This window comes from Mesorhizobium sp. M1050, assembly GCF_040318715.1.
Taxonomy (GTDB): domain Bacteria; phylum Pseudomonadota; class Alphaproteobacteria; order Rhizobiales; family Rhizobiaceae; genus Mesorhizobium.
This window is the reverse complement of record NZ_JAMYMV010000068.1, coordinates 1-16,351: the sequence shown is the minus strand read 5'-3', so window position 1 is coordinate 16,351 and position 16,351 is coordinate 1. Positions and strand designations below refer to the sequence as shown.

At 63.0% G+C, this 16,351-nt stretch carries 18 protein-coding genes; 10 read left to right on the top strand and 8 right to left on the bottom strand.

Annotation, left to right across the window (positions count from 1 at the left end; translation table 11 throughout):
* The first annotated feature begins 159 nt into the window (after positions 1–159).
* The gene (locus NKH57_RS27220) at positions 160–630 is read left to right on the top strand and encodes a VOC family protein (protein WP_352603983.1); all 471 of its coding nucleotides are present in this window, start codon (positions 160–162) and stop codon (positions 628–630) included.
* A gap of 174 nt (positions 631–804) precedes the next feature.
* On the opposite strand, the gene NKH57_RS27215 is transcribed toward NKH57_RS27220, so the two are convergent.
* Positions 805–2,397 carry a peptide chain release factor 3 gene (locus tag NKH57_RS27215; RefSeq protein ID WP_352948955.1) on the bottom strand — a complete coding sequence of 531 codons (1,593 nt, stop codon included), beginning with the start codon at positions 2,395–2,397 and terminating at the stop codon, positions 805–807.
* Between the two features lie 238 nt (positions 2,398–2,635).
* Here NKH57_RS27215 and NKH57_RS27210 point away from each other — a divergent pair, with 238 nt between their 5' ends.
* Positions 2,636–3,709 (top strand): NAD(P)/FAD-dependent oxidoreductase, encoded by a 1,074-nt coding sequence (locus tag NKH57_RS27210; protein WP_352948953.1) that lies wholly within the window; start codon positions 2,636–2,638, stop codon positions 3,707–3,709.
* Here the strand turns inward: NKH57_RS27210 and NKH57_RS27205 are convergent.
* The 3 genes from NKH57_RS27205 to NKH57_RS27195 form a co-directional block, all read right to left on the bottom strand.
* The gene (locus NKH57_RS27205) at positions 3,703–5,076 is read right to left on the bottom strand and encodes an amidase (RefSeq protein ID WP_352948950.1); all 1,374 of its coding nucleotides are present in this window, start codon (positions 5,074–5,076) and stop codon (positions 3,703–3,705) included. The two genes, NKH57_RS27210 and NKH57_RS27205, sit on opposite strands and share 7 nt — an antisense overlap.
* Positions 5,077–5,309: 233 nt before the next feature.
* The gene (locus NKH57_RS27200) at positions 5,310–5,534 is read right to left on the bottom strand and encodes a hypothetical protein (protein WP_352948948.1); all 225 of its coding nucleotides are present in this window, start codon (positions 5,532–5,534) and stop codon (positions 5,310–5,312) included.
* Between the two features lie 108 nt (positions 5,535–5,642).
* On the bottom strand, positions 5,643–5,885 hold the full coding sequence (locus NKH57_RS27195) for a hypothetical protein (protein ID WP_352948945.1): 243 nt from the start codon (positions 5,883–5,885) through the stop codon (positions 5,643–5,645).
* A gap of 322 nt (positions 5,886–6,207) precedes the next feature.
* Here NKH57_RS27195 and NKH57_RS27190 point away from each other — a divergent pair, with 322 nt between their 5' ends.
* The gene (locus tag NKH57_RS27190) at positions 6,208–7,158 is read left to right on the top strand and encodes a hypothetical protein (protein ID WP_352948943.1); all 951 of its coding nucleotides are present in this window, start codon (positions 6,208–6,210) and stop codon (positions 7,156–7,158) included.
* Positions 7,159–7,202: 44 nt separating this feature from the next.
* On the opposite strand, the gene NKH57_RS27185 is transcribed toward NKH57_RS27190, so the two are convergent.
* On the bottom strand, positions 7,203–8,003 hold the full coding sequence (locus tag NKH57_RS27185) for a class II glutamine amidotransferase (RefSeq protein WP_352948940.1): 801 nt from the start codon (positions 8,001–8,003) through the stop codon (positions 7,203–7,205).
* 15 nt (positions 8,004–8,018) lie between these two features.
* Positions 8,019–8,267 (bottom strand): DUF6356 family protein, encoded by a 249-nt coding sequence (locus NKH57_RS27180; protein ID WP_352948938.1) that lies wholly within the window; start codon positions 8,265–8,267, stop codon positions 8,019–8,021.
* A gap of 115 nt (positions 8,268–8,382) precedes the next feature.
* Here NKH57_RS27180 and NKH57_RS27175 point away from each other — a divergent pair, with 115 nt between their 5' ends.
* From NKH57_RS27175 to NKH57_RS27155, 5 genes are all read left to right on the top strand, one after another.
* Positions 8,383–8,856: an Lrp/AsnC family transcriptional regulator gene (locus NKH57_RS27175; protein WP_352603967.1), complete on the top strand. Its 474-nt coding sequence runs from the start codon at positions 8,383–8,385 to the stop codon at positions 8,854–8,856.
* Positions 8,857–8,931: 75 nt separating this feature from the next.
* Positions 8,932–9,417 carry a dUTP diphosphatase gene (gene dut, locus NKH57_RS27170; RefSeq protein WP_352948936.1) on the top strand — a complete coding sequence of 162 codons (486 nt, stop codon included), beginning with the start codon at positions 8,932–8,934 and terminating at the stop codon, positions 9,415–9,417.
* Complete coding sequence (locus tag NKH57_RS27165) at positions 9,417–10,076, top strand: HAD family hydrolase (protein ID WP_352948933.1); 660 nt, start codon at positions 9,417–9,419, stop codon at positions 10,074–10,076. The genes dut and NKH57_RS27165 overlap by 1 nt, the downstream gene beginning before the upstream one ends.
* Positions 10,077–10,433: 357 nt before the next feature.
* Positions 10,434–11,237, top strand: a complete 804-nt coding sequence (locus NKH57_RS27160) for an isocitrate lyase/PEP mutase family protein (RefSeq protein ID WP_352732805.1) — start codon at positions 10,434–10,436, stop codon at positions 11,235–11,237.
* A gap of 14 nt (positions 11,238–11,251) precedes the next feature.
* Positions 11,252–12,250 carry a proline racemase family protein gene (locus tag NKH57_RS27155; protein ID WP_352948931.1) on the top strand — a complete coding sequence of 333 codons (999 nt, stop codon included), beginning with the start codon at positions 11,252–11,254 and terminating at the stop codon, positions 12,248–12,250.
* Positions 12,251–12,257: 7 nt separating this feature from the next.
* Here the strand turns inward: NKH57_RS27155 and NKH57_RS27150 are convergent, their stop codons facing one another.
* A complete protein-coding gene (locus NKH57_RS27150; RefSeq protein WP_352948928.1) occupies positions 12,258–12,962 on the bottom strand; it encodes a sulfate transporter family protein in 705 nt (234 codons plus the stop codon).
* Between the two features lie 170 nt (positions 12,963–13,132).
* Complete coding sequence (locus tag NKH57_RS27145) at positions 13,133–14,035, bottom strand: DMT family transporter (RefSeq protein ID WP_352948926.1); 903 nt, start codon at positions 14,033–14,035, stop codon at positions 13,133–13,135.
* A 237-nt stretch (positions 14,036–14,272) separates the two neighbouring features.
* Between NKH57_RS27145 and NKH57_RS27140 the strand changes: the two genes are divergently transcribed.
* Positions 14,273–15,265, top strand: coding sequence for an adenosine kinase (locus NKH57_RS27140; RefSeq protein WP_352603951.1), 993 nt, complete (start codon positions 14,273–14,275; stop codon positions 15,263–15,265).
* Between the two features lie 271 nt (positions 15,266–15,536).
* Entirely contained in the window at positions 15,537–16,238 is a 702-nt protein-coding gene (locus tag NKH57_RS27135; protein ID WP_352948923.1) for an antitoxin Xre/MbcA/ParS-like domain-containing protein, read from the top strand.
* Positions 16,239–16,351: the final 113 nt, after the last annotated feature.

Genomic DNA, 16,351 nt, shown 5'->3' with positions numbered 1-16,351 from the left:
GATTCCCCTCAAAAATCAGATCTTCCAAAAAAATTGCACCCTGTTGTCGGATTGCGTGCCGCACGGCCGTCCTTAGGCAAACGGTATGGAAATGGCAGCACCATTCCCGGAGTCAGCCGTTTCGCCGTAACCGCAACCAAAACACCCGAGGAGCACGACATGCAAAAGATCACCACCTGCCTGTGGTTCGACGGCCAGGCCGAAGAGGCCATGAATTTCTACGTCTCCATCTTCAAGAGTTCGAAGGTGCTGAGCGTGATGCGTTGGCCCGAAGGCCACGCCGATGAAGGCAAGGTGTTGGTGACCACGTTCGAGCTCGACGGCGTGCAGTTCCAGGCGCTCAATGGTGGACCGCAGTTCAAGCACACCGAAGCGATGTCGCAGTCGATCGACTGCAAGACGCAGGAAGAGGTAGATTACTTCTGGGACAAGCTCATCGAAGGTGGCGGCCAACCGTCGCAATGCAGCTGGCTGAAGGATAAATTCGGCGTCTCCTGGCAGGTTGTGCCGGAGCAGCTGCCGCACCTGCTCCTGGATCCGGACCGGGCCAAGGCCGGCCGCGTGATGTCCGCGATGATGCAGATGAGCAAGATCGACGTCGCCAAGATCGAGGAAGCGGCGAAAGGGTGAGAAGCGGTCCGCGTAGCGGACGGAAAGCCAATTGCTTGGCTTTTCGAGCTTCGAACGCCTGGAGCCTGCGACGGGCGGGGAACGTTGGAATCTATTAGACCCAGGTCGACGCTGCCCCTCATCCGCCCTTCGGGCACCTTCTCCCCGTGAACGGGGAGAAGGAAAAACTGGCGCCTACGCCGCTCTGTCGCGAACCTGATAATCCTTGATCGTAGCGAAGCGGATCGCCTTCCAGCGCTCGGCTTCGTAGTTCAGCGAAAAGGCGTGCTGGGCCAGAAACACCGGATCATTGTCGAGGTCGCGGGCGATGTCGCCGCGATGCCCCTCGATGAAGCGGTGTACCTCGGCCTTGTCGTCGGCCGAGATCCAGCGGCAGACGGAAAAGCGCGACATCTCGAATTCGACGGGCAGTGTGTATTCGAAGTTCAGCCGTTCCTTCAGCACGTCGAGCTGCAGCGCGCCGACGACGCCGACTATCGCTGGTGAACCATCCTCGGGTGAAAACAGCTGCACGACGCCTTCCTCGGCCATCTGCTGCAGCGCCTCCTTGAGCTTCTTGGCCTTCATCGCATCGCCGAGGCGGACACGACGCAGGATTTCGGGCGCGAAATTCGGCACGCCGCGGAACAGGATCTCCTCGCCCTCGGTCAGCGTGTCGCCAATGCGTAGCGTGCCGTGGTTGGGAATGCCGACGACGTCGCCGGCGAAGGCCTCGTCGGCAGTGACGCGGGTGCGGGCAAAGAAGAATTGCGGTGCCGACAGCGACATCGGTTTTCCCGTGCGCACCAGCCTGGCCTTCATGCCGCGCTCGAGCTTGCCCGAGCAGACGCGGACGAAGGCGATACGGTCGCGGTGGTTGGGGTCCATATTAGCCTGGATCTTGAAGACGAAGGACGTCATCTTCTCTTCGGTCGCCTCGACCTTGCGGGTGTCGGCCTCCTGCGCGCGCGGCGGCGGCCCAAACGCGCCAAGCGCCTCGATCAGGTCGCGGACGCCATAATTGCGCAGCGCCGAGCCGAAATAGACCGGCGTCAGATGACCCTCGCGAAAGGCGTCAATATCAAGAGGTCGGCAAGCCTCCCGCGCGAGCTCCAGCTCCTCGATAAAGGCCTCGCGCTCGTTTTCCGGCAGCAGCCCGGCAACGCGGTTGGAATCGGGACCGTGGACCGGTGTGCGTTCCTTCTCGTCGTCGCCCTTGCGCACCGCGTTCAGCGCCAGATGATAGGTGCCGGAAAAGGTTCTTCCCCGACCAATCGGCCACGTGATGGGCGCGGTATCCAGTGCCAGCTTCTGCTCGATCTCGTCGAGAATCTCGAACGGGTCGCGACTTTCGCGGTCCATCTTGTTGACGAAGGTGATGATCGGGATGTCACGCAGCCGGCAGACCTCGAACAGTTTCAGCGTGCGCGGCTCGATGCCCTTGGCGGCGTCGATGACCATGACGGCCGAGTCCACCGCCGACAGCGTGCGGTAAGTGTCGTCGGCGAAATCCTCGTGGCCGGGCGTGTCCAGCAGGTTGAAGACGGTGTTCTCGTACTCGAAGGTCATCACCGAAGTGACGACCGAAATGCCGCGCTCGCGCTCGATCTTCATCCAGTCGGACCGCGTCTGGATCCTGTCCTTCTTGGCCTTGACCTCGCCGGCAAGCTGAATGGCGCCACCGAACAGCAGCAGCTTTTCGGTGAGCGTCGTCTTGCCGGCGTCGGGGTGCGCGATGATCGCGAAGGTGCGGCGGCGCGCCACTTCTTCTTCTATTGCTTCGGGCATTCTCTGGGATTTCCGTGTGACAGGCCGGGCTTCTAGCAGCGCAGTGCCGGGCTGTCGACCGCTCCGGCGGCACGGACATCGCTTGGATGCCGCTCGCCCTCGTAATAAGGAACTTGATCACCTTGCGCCTCGGGCCAGCGCATTGCGCATATTTCCTGCTGCGCGATGTTGGCAAGCGGGAAACAGGATGGCACTTGGGTGGATGTCCGTCAGGAATTGCGAGGCAGAGGGAGTCAGCATGAGCGCTGCGAAGCAAGTGATCGTCATCGGCGTCGGTATCATCGGCGCCTCCATCGCCTGGCATCTGAGCAAGAGGGGTGCGCAAGTGACGGTTATCGCCGACAGTGCTGCCGGCGGGGCGGCGACGCCGAACTCGTTCGCCTGGATCAATGCCAGTTGGGGCAACCCGGAGCCGTATTTCCAACTGCGCACCCGCGCGATGGCCGAGTGGTCGCGGCTGGCGCAGGACCTGCCCGGCCTCCCGCTCAGCTGGTGCGGCGGCCTGTGCTGGGACCTACCGGCCGCCGCAATGGAAACTTACGCCACGGAGCATTCCGCCTGGGGCTACGGCATCGAGCGCGTCGACCGCGCCGGCGTGGCGCGCATCGAGCCAAATCTCGCCGAGCTTCCCGACTTTGCCCTGCATGTGGCTGAGGAAGGTGTCGTCGAGCCGGTGGCCGCCGCCAAAATGCTGCTGGCCGATGCCGAACGACATGGCGCGCGCACCATCTCCAGCACCGCTACGGCGCTGGTCCAGACCGGCGGTCGGATTACTAGCGTGGACACATCGCGTGGCTTGATTGCCGCCGACGAGGTCGTGATCGCGGCTGGTGTCGGCTCACCGGATATTGCCGCGACGGCCGGGATCAGACTGCCGATCGAGACGCCGCCTGGGCTGATCGTCCACTCACGGCCCTACAAAAAGCTGCTCAACGGCCTGGTGCTGGCCGAGCGGCTGCACATGCGCCAGACAGCCGAAGGCCGGATCATTGCCGGCTCCGATTTCGGCGGTGCCGACCCGGGCATGGATCCGCAAGGCACCGCCCGCAGGCTTTTTGCGGCCCTGAAAGCAATGCTGCACGGCAGCGACGGGCTGGAATTGGAATTCCACACGGTCGGCTATCGGCCGACGCCGATCGACGGCTTTCCGATCATCGGCCGCGCCGAGGGCATGGAAGGTGTCTATGTCGCGGTCATGCATTCGGGCATCACCCTGGCGCCGGCCGTCGGCCTGTTCGTCGCACGGGAGATACTGGAAGGCGAGCGCGACCCGCTGCTTGGCACTTATGGATTGTCGCGCTTCGCTCAATAGCCAGGCGGGCGGCGAAAGCCGCCAGCCAAGGGTTCGATTGCCCTGGCGATGCCGAGCAAGCGCGATTCGGACCAGCGCTTGCCGACCAGTTGCAGGCCTATCGGCAGGCCGGCACTGTCTTGTCCGCACGGGATCGAAAGCGCTGGGTGGCCGCTGTAGTTGAAGACGGCGCCATAGGCCGGCAGCATCCAATAGCTCTGCTCTTTGCCGTCGATCTCGATGGGTGTGCCCGGCTCGCAATGCGGGAAGGCCGTGGTCATAGCGACCGGGCAGAGCAACGCGTCATAATTTTCAAAAAACCGGTCCCAGGAGAGAATGGACCTGTCACGGCGGGCGAGCGCCTCGAACCAGCGTGAGACCGGTGTCGGGTCCTCCCGAGGTTCCGGCTGCGCGGCCTCCATCATCATGCCGATCAGAGCGCCGCCCTGTTCCAGATCGCCGTGCAGATCGAGTCCTGGCAGTTTTGCTTCTTCAACGACGGCGCCGGCGCCTTGCAGCTGCCTTGCGAGGTCTTCCACCGCGGCACTGATGTCGCCGACCACCGGAAACCCGGGAAAGGACGGCGCGAAGGCAATGCGCACTGTCTTGAGGTCGAGGCTTGGCATGTCCTCGACCGGCGCCGGCGCAAGATCGGTGTCGCACCCGTCAGGACCGGCAACGATTTGATAGATCAGCGACAAGTCTTCCACACTGCGCGCCAACGGGCCGAGACAAGACATCAGCCGCACACTGCGCGCAGCATCGCCTGGGTTCGGGAAGGCGCCGGCTAGTGAGACGCGATGCTCCGTCGGCTTTAGGCCATAGACACCGCAGAAGGCGGCCGGCAGCCGGATTGAATCCTGCATGTCGCTGCCGACGTCGAACGACGTCATCCCTGCGCAAATCGCCGCTGCCGCACCGCCACTGGAGCCGCCGGCGGTGCGCTCGAGGTTCCATGGATTGCTGGTGCGGCCAAACAGCGGATTGTTCGACTGCCAGTCAGACAGCATGGTCGGGACATTGGTCTTGGCCATCAGCACGCCGCCGGCTGCCTTCAATCGCGCGACGACGGGGCTGTCCTGTTTGGCGATATAATCGGCGAAGGCTGGGAAGCCGACTGTGGTCTTGATGCCAGATGTCTCGTGCATGTCCTTCAGCGTGAATGGTACGCCATGCAGCGGCCCAGGCGCGGCGCCGCGCGCCAGCGCCGCGTCGGCATCTTTTGCTCGGCTGCGGGCCCCTTCCCTGTCGAGCGAGATGACGGCGTTGACCGCATCGTTGCGCGCTTCGATCTGCGCCAAGTGCGCGTCGAGCGCTTCGACGGCGGAAATCTTGCGGTCAAGTATCGCGGCGGCCAGTTCGCCGGTTGAGGAAAAGGTACCGTCCATAACTCATGCTCCGGCTTGACGCGCTCGCCTTGGTCAAGATGGCGGATGGCGTTGCGATATCAAGCGAAATTGAGCAGTTGAGGATCGGCTGCGTTTGAGCGCTCTACGGCGCCCCCTCTGTGGCGGCGTAGCGAACCGCGTGCAGCGCCTGCCCCGTCCGAGAAGGCGGCAGTGAGTTTCAGTGACGGCTCAAGATCGGCGCCGCACGGGTCGTCGATCGGCAAGCAACCGGCCTACAGGAAATTGAAATACAGCGCCGGCGGGTACTGCGGCCCGTCGGTGGCCGGCGCCTGTGGATTCGCTGTCGGCCTAATCCCGCCTGTCGATGCATTGTCGAGCGGCGGCCGAGGCGCCTGTGCCTTGGCGGCATTGTCCAGCGTCACCAAGACTTTCTTCTTCGCCTCCGCCACCTGCGACAAGGCAAGCAACACAAGCAACGCGGACAGAACGAGTCTCATGACTGTTTCCTCTCAGGTTCCAAAGCGCTCCGCATTGTCTGGATCAGCCATGCGTCGCGCCCAAATTCTTGTCTCATCTATTCAAACCGCCACACACGGCTTGGCGCCTCACTGCCTGAAACCGGACTGATCGAGCAAGGCGACCTGCTTGCCATCGATGTAGAAGCGTATGGCGTGCGCCTCATTGTCGACGTCGATGCGGGTCGGATTTGCGGCGCGTGCCACCGGTGCGACCTTGGTATATTTCGAGGGAAATTCACCGGCCGGCGCGTATCGGAAGAGCAGCGCCAACGCGATACAGCCAGCGGTAAATACAATGAACGTCAGTCTGGAAGAGGCGTTCGAGGTCATCCGGTCGTTCCTTCAGGTTGAGATGGCATTACGGTTCGGTTGCCAGCAGGCTCCTTGAGCTTGGTTGCCCGTTGCTCGATTTGGAGCGTGTCACTGCTCTGCGAAGGAAGGGACGTGCTCAGCCCACGTTCAGCACGTTCTTGCGGATGATATGCCCCTAGCCCTCTGCGAGCTTAGCGCCGACCCGCGACCGGAAAAGGCAGCGCGTATGGAATACCGTGGAATTCTCTGGAATTCCTGGAATATTAGCTAATGGAAATATATCATGGAAGGATAGCTACAACATGTTATGGCAGAGCAACGATCAGCAAGAGGCAGCCGTATGGCACAGCACATTGCGCAGAAATTGCGGTTGACGTCGGCATTGTTGGGGACCGTCACCCGCAAGGATCTGGCGGCCGCGTTCCGGGCCGTTAACCCCAAGACCGCGTTCGATCTCGGCCGCGCCGACAAATGGCTGCAGGGTCGCGCCCAGCCGCGCGAGCACAGTGTCTATGACGATTGGACGAAGCTGCTAGGCCTGGAGCAGCCCGGCTCATGGATCGCCGACTGCGACCTGCCGCACTTCACCGCCGCCATCGCAGCCCGCCACGGCGTCGACAGCGCGGTGCTCGAACGCCGCGCCGGCACTCAATTCGATGCCTCCTCCAGCCATGATGAGCGCAGCGTCGTCTTCGCGCTGACCGGTGCTTATGCATGTTATTCGCGCGCCTGGTCGCCTTACTATCGCGGCCAGATCATCAAGGGCATTCTGTCGATCGAGGCAGGACCTGGCCTGCATGGCTTGACCGCCACATATCGCGAAGCCTTGCCGACCGGCCAGTTGGTGCTTGGCGGCCCGGTCACGCCAGCCAAGCGCGGCCTTTACGTGCATCTGAAGGAAGCCGGCGGCGACGCCCAGTTCTTCATCAGCCTGTTGCCGCAGTCGCAGCCGGGAAGTGTGCTTGGCGGGTATATGTGCGGAACCGCTATTATCGGCCCGGAGGCGCTGCCGTCATTGACCAGGATCCTCATGGTACGTCTGCGCGATCCGGCGCCCGGGACAACGTCGTGGGGCGGATACCTGCTGGGCGACCAGTCGATATCGGAGGATTTGGCATCGCTCGGCATATCCATCGACCAGCCGGAGCAGGTCGACCGGCAACTCGTACGGTTCCTCGTGGGAGGCAGCGATGGCGGCGTCCACCAGATCCCGCCAGCCGAGTTCCGCGCCATTCTCGATGTCTTCGACCGCCATTGGCTGAGACATTCCAGCGCGCCGCAAAACCCCTGAAAGTGATTGCCAGCCAATGCCCGCGACTACGCCGTGATTTGCGACTAGACGGCCAGCGCTAGCTTCGCCGCAGCCGGAGCAAAGGGACGAATAGACATGCCATCCCTGGTCATGGTGACAAAGCTCGATGGCGGAATGGCCTGCCAATCGCCGCCCTCGCGGTCAAACGGTTCGGACACGATGCAGCGGCCGCTGCCCTTGCGTAAGGTGGAGGTGTAGAGCGTCGGCGCGTGCGCGTCGGTCGCATAACGCACCGCATGAAGTTCCTGCCCGTCCGAGAAGGCGGCGGTGAGTTTCAGTGACGGATCGAGACCGGCGCGGCGCGAAGCGTCGAGCACGCGGCTGGTGGCACGCGAGACGGCACCTTGCGGGTCGCCGGCCAACCCTTCATCGATCATCAGCAGGAAAAACAATTCGGAATCAGTGGTGCCCTCGCGCTGGTCGAAGACGGCGTCGGACAGCGAGTTCTCCAGCGCACGGCGGATTTTTTCGAAGCCGCCGATCTGGCCGTTGTGCATGAACGACCAGGAGCTGGAGATGAACGGATGGCAGTTCATGCGGCTGGTGGCGCCGCCGGTGGAGGCGCGCACATGGGCTAGGAACAGGCCGGATTTGATCTGCCGGCACAGGCTCTTCAGATTGGGATCCGACCAGGCCGGCAGGATATCGCGATAGAGACCCGGCTCCGGGCGCTCGCCATACCAGGCAAGACCAAAGCCGTCGCCATTGGTCGGCGACTTTGCTTCCTGGGCGCAATGGCTCTGGGCGATCAGAGAGTGGCAGGGCGCGGTAAGGATGTCTTCAAGAAAGACCGCTTCACCGAGATAGGCCGCCCATCGGCACATCGCTTCTGTCGTCCTCTAGGCGCGATCCATAAGAGCCGCAGGCTCCTTGATCGGGTGTTTGCCTCTGTTGTGCGTCCGCTCGTAAAGCTCGCGAACGATTCGGCTGGCCGTAGTTTCAAACAGAAATGGCAAGAAAGCGTGAACGAGTGCAGCGCCCGCCGCCATCAGCAGACGCGACGAGAACCAAGCGGCAAACGCCATGTGACCGAAATAGGTTTCGCCGACCTTGGCCGGATGAGAGGTGAAAATCCTTGCGATCGACATTCTGGTTCCCCTTCAGCGCTTGACGTTCCTGATATGAGTATCCTGACATGCTTCGCCGGTTCATCGGTCTCAAATTATCCTTGTATTTGGCCATCTCATGGGACAAACATCCCGCATGGCGTTGGAAATCGACGAAATCGACCGGAAATTGCTGGCAGAGTTGCAATGTGACGGCACGCTGTCGGTCGACCAACTGTCGGAACGCGTGGCGCTGTCGCGCAATGCCTGCTGGCGCCGCGTGAAGCGACTGGAGGAGGATGGCGTCATCACCGGGCGGGTGGCCCTGGTCGATGCCGAAAAGCTCGGACTTGGCCTTTCCGTCTTCATCCTGATCCGCACGTCCAACCACGACCCGGAGTGGCTGCGGAAGTTCCGCGCGGCGGTGACAAGCTTTCCCGAGATCATCGGCGTCTACCGGATGTCCGGCGACCTAGACTATGTCTTGCGCGCCCGCGTTGCCGACGTGAAGGCCTATGACCGGCTCTACCAGCGGCTAATCGCCAAGGTGGCGCTGTCCGATGTGTCGGCCTCCTTCGTGATGGAAGAGATCAAGGAGACGACCGTCGTTCCGATGGCTAGGTCGTCGTAACGCCACAAAGAAAGCCGTTGATAGGACTGTAGTCGAGTTGACCGAATCGCCGTTCGCGCCGATAGGATCGATTTTATGCGCGCAGCCCTCCAAACTCCCTCCGTCATCGGTCCCACCGTCGGCTTCGTCAGGTTGCCGCATGCTGAAGGTCTTCCCCTTCCAGCCTATGAAAGCACAGGTGCGGCCGGCATGGATCTGCGCGCCGCGGTGCCCGAGGACCGACCGCTGCTGATCCTGCCTGGCAAACGCGCTTTGGTGCCGACTGGGCTGATCCTGGAAATTCCGGAAGGCATGGAAGGTCAGGTCAGGCCTCGCTCGGGCCTTGCCTTCAAACATGGATTGACCGTCCTCAACACGCCCGGCACTATCGACAGCGACTATCGCGGCGAGGTGAAGGTGCTGCTGATCAATCTCGGCGACGAGGATTTCGCGGTGACGCGCGGCATGCGCATCGCCCAGATCGTCTTCGCGGCGGTGACGCAGGCAAGCGTGGAAGAGCGTACATTGGCCGGCGGCACGGCGCGTGGCTCGGGCGGGTTCGGATCGACCGGCACCGCCTGATGCGAATTCCTAAACTTGTCATCTTCGACTGCGACGGGATTCTGGTCGATACAGAGAACTTGGCCAATCGGCGCCTCGCCGAATGGCTGAGCGCTGCCGGCTATCCGACGAGCTTCGAATATTGCCGCAAGCATTTCTCCGGCCGCAGCATGGCGTCGGTGCAGAAAGAGATCGAAGGGGAGACCAGCGTCAGGCTCGGCGCCGACTTCGTCGATCGCTGGAATGCCGGCCTTCCGGATCTGTTTGCCCATGGTGTCGAGGCGATCCCCTACGTCCGCGAGTTTGTCGAAACCGTGCGCTCAGCCGGCATCGCCTATTGCGTCGCCACTTCTGCCCGGGTGTCGAAGATGCAGATCACGCTCGGCCAGACCGGGCTGTTGCCACTGTTCGAGCACGCGATGTTTTCTTCCACCATGGTCGCGCGCGGCAAACCGTTCCCGGACCTGTTCCTGCATGCGGCCAAGACGATGGGGTTCGCACCCGCCGACTGCATCGTTATCGAGGACAGCGTCGCCGGCACGCAGGCCGGCATCGCCGCCGGCATGCGGGTGTTTTCCTATCATGCCGATCCCTATTCCGACCGCGATGGCCTGATCCAGGCCGGCGGCATCCTGTTCGACGACATGCGCGAACTGGCCGGGCTGGTGCCGATCCACTGACCTGATCTCCAGCCCGCGGCTGTACGCTTCGATTGTCCGTGCCAGCTTGGCGCCGCCAACTCGAGGCCGCGCATGAAATCCGCCCTGCCAGCCTTATGCCGCCTTCAAAGTGATCGTGACCGATGCCACGGCGCTGAGCGGCGAATCTGCGACGATGCCCGCCCAAGCCTGGAACTCACGCGATTTCCGTCACCTATCCCTGGGACAAGAAGCCATCGCGTTACGCCAAGGATTCCGACGCGCTGGACAAATTGGCAGGAGAGAACGCCAAACGCTTCTGACCCAACCGCATTCGTTTGCCCGGCCAAATGAGGCAGGATAAAATCCGTTTAGCCACACCGCACAGGGGGAACTACCATGGACAAGGGCAAGATCTTTCGCGACCTGCATGCCTCGACCTTCGTCATGCCCAATCCCTGGGATATCGGCACGACGAAGCTGTTGGCTTCTTTCGGCTTCACCGCGCTGGCGACGACCAGCGCCGGCTTTGCCTTTTCGCGCGGCCTGCCGGACGGCGCCGTGACCTTCGACCAGATGATCCATCATTGCCGCGAGGTGACGGCGGCGACCAGCCTGCCGGTCTCGGCCGATCTCGAGAAAGGCAAGGGCGACAGCCCGACCAGTGCCGCCGAAACCGTATTCGCGGCGGAGGCGGCCGGCCTTGCCGGCTGCTCGATCGAGGACCACACCGGCGACCCGGACAGACCGATCTATGATTTCTCGCACGCTGTCGAGCGCGTCGCGGCGGCCGTGGAGGCAGCGCGGGCGCTGAAGCGCGATTTTGTCTTCACCGCGCGCGCCGAGAATTTCCTGTGGGGCAAGTCCGACCTCGACGACACTATCAAGCGGCTTCAGGCCTTCGAAAAGGCCGGCGCCGACGTGCTTTATGCGCCGGGCATCGGTGACGTCGAGATGGTGCGTGCGATCTGCTCGGCGGTCGGCAAGCCGGTCAACGTCATGGCGAGGCCCGGCTTCACCATCGCCGATCTCGCCACGGCCGGAGTCAAGCGTATTTCGCTCGGGCCGTGGCTGACCAATTTCGCCTATGGCATGCTGGAGACGGCGGCGCGCGAGATCCAGCAGGATGGTACATTCGGCTTCACCCGCGCCGCCATGCCGTTCGGCAAGTTGCAGGCGCTGTTTGGCAAGTCTTCAGCTTAGATAGGGTCCGCGGCATGACGCTTACCGTCGTCGATATGCATACCGGCGGCGAGCCGCTCAGGATCGTCACTGGCGGCTATCCGAATATCCCCAGAGGCACGATCCTGGAAAAGCGCGCCTATGTGCGCGACCATCTCGATCATCTCAGGAAAATCCTGATGTTCGAGCCGCGCGGCCACTACGATATGTATGGCGCCTTGCTGGTCGAGCCGGACCTGCCCGGCGCTGACCTCGCGGTGCTGTTCATGCACAATGAGGGCTATTCGACCATGTGCGGCCACGCCATCGTCGCGCTCGGCCGCTACGCCGTCGACGAAGGACTGGTGACGAAACGCGAGCCGGTGACGACGGTCAACATCGAGGCGCCATGCGGGTTGGTCGTCGCCTCTGTCGAGGTCATGGACGGCAAGGCCGGTGCGGTGTCGTTCGAAAGCGTGCCGGCCTTCCTGTTCGCCGGCGGGCAGACGATAGGGTTGGCGGGCCATGGCACGATTGGTTTCGACATCGCCTATGGCGGAGCCTTCTACGCGCTGGCCGATTGCCACCAATTCGGGCTCGAATTCGGCCGCGACCGGGTACGCGATTTCGTCGATGCGGCGACGGCTCTGACAGGCAGGCTGAAGGCCGAATTTCCGCTGTCGCATCCCGACCACGCCGACCTTGCCTTTCTCTATGGCACCATCCTGACCGACGGAAAGGATGCCTTTTCCGGCGAGGTGACCAAAAACATCTGTGTCTTCGCCGAGGCCGAGGTCGACCGCTCGCCGACCGGCTCCGGTGTCACCGCGCGGCTGGCGGCCATGCATGCCAAGGGCGAGATTGCGATCGGGCAGACGCGCATGTTCGAGAGCATCGCCGGCTCGCGCTTTTCCGGATCCGTGATGCGGACGGCGAAGGCTGGCCAGCACGAGGCGATCATCGCCCGCGTCGGCGGCCGCGCCTACTATTCCGGACGAGCTGAGTTCATCGTCGAGCCCGACGACGAACTGGGGTGCGGGTTCCTCCTACGCTGAATAGAGCTTAGCCGCGACGGGCAACTTCCCGCGCGCTGATTGCCTTGTGCAGATGCACCATCATGGCGGCAGCAAACAGCGGCGTCACCAGGTTGAGCAGCGGCACGGCGAGGAAGGCAGCGATGAGCATCCCGGCGAGAAACACCGTGCCGGCATAGTGCCTGCGCAAGGCCTTGGCCTCGTTTTCCCCGCGAAAGCGCATGGCGGCGAATTCGAAGAACTCGCGTCCGAGCAAATAGCCGTTGACGATGAAGAATGCGGCAATGTTGACGCCCGGCACCAGCAGAAGCAGCAAGGCGACGATGTTGCCAAGAATGACGATTCCGAGGAATCGCATCGACAGCACCAGCGAGCGCAGCGTCGGCATGGCGCGGCCGGGCGGATCGCCGGGATAGTCGGTATGCTCGACCACGGCGGCGATATCGTCGAGAAACAGGCCGGCGACAACAGCCGTCACCGGCGCGATGAGCAGTGCCATGCCGAAGGCAAGAGCGATGGCGGCGATGATGCCGCCGAGCCAGCCGGCCCAGGACGGCATACCGGGCAACAGCGTCTGCAGCCAAGGCAGCGCCAGCCATTCGACAAGGCTGGTCAGGCCGAACCACAAGGCCACCAGCGCCAGCAAGGTCAGCCCAAGCGTCTTCACGAACACGGCACGAAACGGAGGCGAGAGCAGCTCGAGGACCGCAGTGCGTGCTGCGTCGAAAATCACCGTGCTTCAACCCCAGGTCAGCGGACACCGCCGAGCGGCGGACGCTTCCGAGATAGGCAGCTTAGGTCGCGCGTACAAGCGGGCTGGTTCTTTGTTTTGACGCAATTCCCAAGGGAAAGCGCCGTGCGCTTTTCCCGGGAAAACCGCTTCACACTTTTCCTGGAATTGCTCTACCGCGCAAACACCGGCTTTCGAACCGGTATGGTCATGGCAGCAACGCCGGCGACGACGAAACCCATGCCCAGCCATGCCGTCGAACCCAGGCTTTCGCCGAGTAAGAGGGCGCCGATGCCGACGCCGATGGGCACGCGCAGGTAGGCCTGCGAGGTGGTGCCGACCGAGCCCAGCGTGTGGATGAGGCGGAAATAGATGACGAAGGCCAGCGCGGTGGAAAACACCGACAGGCCGAGCAACGCCAGGATCGATGCCGTCGACGGCGCCAGCGTCCATGGCTGGTCGAACACAAGGCTGAGCGGCACCAGAATGACGGCGCCGCACAGCATCGAACCAGCGGCCGGCAGCATGGGGTCGAGGCCCTTGAAGCCACGGCCAAAGATCGCCGCACCGGCATAGCAGATCGTCGCCGCGACGATAGCAAGCTGCGCCCACAATTCGTGACCGAGACCACCCAGCGCCTGCGTGCCGATGATGAGGCAGATGCCGGCAATACCGGCCCCGACCCCAATCAGTTTGCGCAACGTGACCGGCTCGTGGCGGGTGACGAGCGCGGTCAAGAGGAAGGTGAAGATCGGCGAGGTCGCGTTCAGGATGGTGGCGAGGCCGGCATCCACCGAGCGTTCGGCGGCGGCGATCAGGGTGAACGGCACGACGCTGTTGAGGCATGCCTGAAAGGCAAAGCGGCGCCAGCTTGCCGCATCCCCCGGCATTGCAAGCCCGCGCCAGTGGATGTTCGCGAACAGAATACCACCTGCGATCAAAGTGCGGGCGGCAATGAAGGTGACCGGCGGGATGGTCTCGACGCCGATCTTGATGAATGTGTAGGAGGCGCCCCAGAGCAATGCCAGCACGGCGAGCAACACCAGGTCGGTCGTCATGTCGTTTTTTACAGGCATGAGCTGGCTCGCTATAAAATGTGATCGGCTGAGCCGGGCTTGTAAGCTGTGCGGCGACGAAATGCTTCGGCCACGGTCGAATTGTCATAGCGCCTCGCAGCGGCGGCACGTTTGGCCTGTTCCGGCTTGTTTCGCCAAAGTTCCGCATCACGCCCTAGGCAAACCGGTTTCAAATCGCTAGACCCGCGCCGGGCCGGCATGGCAAGAAGCCGGCTCGGGTTTTTGGCGGAGACATTGATGCCGAAATATGACGTGCTTTGCATCGGCAATGCCATTGTCGACATCATCGCCCAGTGCGACGAGGAATTCCTCGAAACCAACGGCATCATCAAGGGCGCGATGAACCTCATCGACACAAAGCGCGCCGAACTGCTCTACAGCCGCATGGGCCCGGCGATCGAAGCCTCCGGCGGCAGCGCCGGCAATACGGCGGCCGGCGTTGCCAGCTTCGGCGGCCGCGCCGCTTTCTTCGGCAAGGTCTCGAACGATACGCTGGGCGAAATCTACGCTCACGACATCCATGCCCAGGGCGTCGCCTTCGACACCAGGCCGCTCAAGGGCGAGCCGCCGACGGCGCGCTCGATGATCTTCGTCACCCCCGATGGCGAGCGTTCGATGAACACCTATCTCGGCGCCTGCGTAGAGCTCGGACCGGAGGATGTCGAGGCCGACAAGGCATCTGGCGCCAAGGTCACCTATTTCGAAGGCTATCTGTGGGATCCGCCGCGCGCCAAGGAAGCAATTCGGCAGACAGCCAAGCTGGCGCATGCGGCGGGCCGCGAAGTCTCGATGACCTTGTCGGATTCGTTCTGCGTCGACCGCTACCGCGACGAATTCCTCGACCTCATGCGTTCGGGCACGGTCGACATCGTCTTCGCCAACAGCCACGAGATCAAGTCGCTCTACCAGACATCGTCGTTCGACGAGGCGCTGGCGCAGATCCGCAAGGATTGCCGTATCGCCGCCGTGACCCGCTCGGAGAAAGGCTCCGTCATCGTGCGCGGCGACGAGACCGTGGTCATCAAGGCGACAGCGATCAAGGAACTGGTCGACACGACGGGCGCCGGCGATCTCTATGCCGCCGGCTTCCTGCATGGATACACCCAAGGCCGCGACCTGCAGACCTGCGGCGACCTTGGCTCACTGGCGGCCGGATTGGTGATCCAGCAGATTGGCCCCAGGCCGCGGCAGAATTTGCGCCGCGAGGCTGAGCAGGCGGGGTTGCTGTAGCGGCCATCAAGCCGCCGATATCCCTCCTTGGGGGAGATCGGCAGCTTGGCCGTACGTGCGCTCACCGTCGCGCGGCTGTCACACATCGCACCTACACGCAATCGAGGCGCCCTGCGACTGACCTTTCGGGGCGCCAATAGCCAATTGGGGTGTCCAGAAATGCAAGACAGCAAGCTGTCGGGCCGCCGCATCTGTTGCCGCGATTTCAGCTTTCCGCTCTAGAAGTTCAACAACCCGCCGCTGGGAGGAGCGCGGTCCGGAAGACAGATGCATGAACAAATTTCAGATCCAGGACATCAAGCACGACGACTTCGCAGAGATGGTCGCGGAGGACGTCGAACGCGCGCTTGCCCACTATGATGAGGCCATCAACAAGCCCACCATGGTCTCGGTCGGCAAGATCGCCGGCAGCATTGCGTCCGCCGTCACCTTGCTGTCGCCGAAGCTCCAGCGCGCCATCGACACCATCCATGCCGACCTGCCCGGCCTGGCCTCGAAATTCGTTCGCGCGCTGGCGGCGGAGGCCGCGCGCCGTAGCGAGGCAGGCATAGGCCGCGCGACAGGACTGCCGCCGGCACCCCCGGCCGATGAACCTGTTTCTTCATCGCCGCGAGCCGACGACCTCGAATCGATGCTGATCGAGGACTGGGCGGGCCGCGTGGCCGGATCGACCTATCTGGAAGAAAACCTGCGCATCGCCCGCTCGACCCTGCATCGCTGGCAAAGGCGGGGCGAGGTCATCGCCTTGCGCAAGGGCGGCCGCAAACATGTCTTCCCGTTGGCGCAGTTCGTCGACGGCAGGCCGGTGGCGGGCATCCGCGCCGTGCTGTCCCTGATCAGCAATCCGAGGCTGGCGTGGCTGTGGCTGACGCGGCCCTCGGCCGACCTCGAAGGCCAAGTCCCAATCGACCTGCTTCGCCAGGATCAGGTCGAGGAGGTCGTCAAGGCCGCACGCGTCTTCGCGCCGGCTTGATAGCTTTGCTACACCCAGGTCGCGCCTAGCCTAGAGCGGGATGAATTTAGGTTGGGCATAGCCAGCCTCGGTGAAGTAATTTCGGCATTCGGTTGACGTGACCTCGCCGAGGA

Excerpts from the sequence above, each read along its gene's own strand:
- NKH57_RS27200 (WP_352948948.1), bottom strand. The coding sequence starts at position 5,534 with ATGAGACTCGTTCTGTCCGCGTTGCTTGTGTTGCTTGCCTTGTCGCAG.
- NKH57_RS27140 (WP_352603951.1), top strand. The coding sequence starts at position 14,273 with ATGCCGAAATATGACGTGCTTTGCATCGGCAATGCCATTGTCGACATC.
- NKH57_RS27195 (WP_352948945.1), bottom strand. The coding sequence starts at position 5,885 with ATGACCTCGAACGCCTCTTCCAGACTGACGTTCATTGTATTTACCGCT.
- NKH57_RS27165 (WP_352948933.1), top strand. The coding sequence starts at position 9,417 with ATGCGAATTCCTAAACTTGTCATCTTCGACTGCGACGGGATTCTGGTC.
- NKH57_RS27190 (WP_352948943.1), top strand. The coding sequence starts at position 6,208 with ATGGCACAGCACATTGCGCAGAAATTGCGGTTGACGTCGGCATTGTTG.
- NKH57_RS27175 (WP_352603967.1), top strand. The coding sequence starts at position 8,383 with ATGGCGTTGGAAATCGACGAAATCGACCGGAAATTGCTGGCAGAGTTG.
- NKH57_RS27160 (WP_352732805.1), top strand. The coding sequence starts at position 10,434 with ATGGACAAGGGCAAGATCTTTCGCGACCTGCATGCCTCGACCTTCGTC.
- NKH57_RS27185 (WP_352948940.1), bottom strand. The coding sequence starts at position 8,003 with ATGTGCCGATGGGCGGCCTATCTCGGTGAAGCGGTCTTTCTTGAAGAC.
- NKH57_RS27155 (WP_352948931.1), top strand. The coding sequence starts at position 11,252 with ATGACGCTTACCGTCGTCGATATGCATACCGGCGGCGAGCCGCTCAGG.
- NKH57_RS27210 (WP_352948953.1), top strand. The coding sequence starts at position 2,636 with ATGAGCGCTGCGAAGCAAGTGATCGTCATCGGCGTCGGTATCATCGGC.
- NKH57_RS27180 (WP_352948938.1), bottom strand. The coding sequence starts at position 8,267 with ATGTCGATCGCAAGGATTTTCACCTCTCATCCGGCCAAGGTCGGCGAA.
- NKH57_RS27135 (WP_352948923.1), top strand. The coding sequence starts at position 15,537 with ATGAACAAATTTCAGATCCAGGACATCAAGCACGACGACTTCGCAGAG.
- NKH57_RS27215 (WP_352948955.1), bottom strand. The coding sequence starts at position 2,397 with ATGCCCGAAGCAATAGAAGAAGAAGTGGCGCGCCGCCGCACCTTCGCG.
- NKH57_RS27145 (WP_352948926.1), bottom strand. The coding sequence starts at position 14,035 with ATGCCTGTAAAAAACGACATGACGACCGACCTGGTGTTGCTCGCCGTG.
- NKH57_RS27220 (WP_352603983.1), top strand. The coding sequence starts at position 160 with ATGCAAAAGATCACCACCTGCCTGTGGTTCGACGGCCAGGCCGAAGAG.
- dut (WP_352948936.1), top strand. The coding sequence starts at position 8,932 with ATGCGCGCAGCCCTCCAAACTCCCTCCGTCATCGGTCCCACCGTCGGC.
- NKH57_RS27205 (WP_352948950.1), bottom strand. The coding sequence starts at position 5,076 with ATGGACGGTACCTTTTCCTCAACCGGCGAACTGGCCGCCGCGATACTT.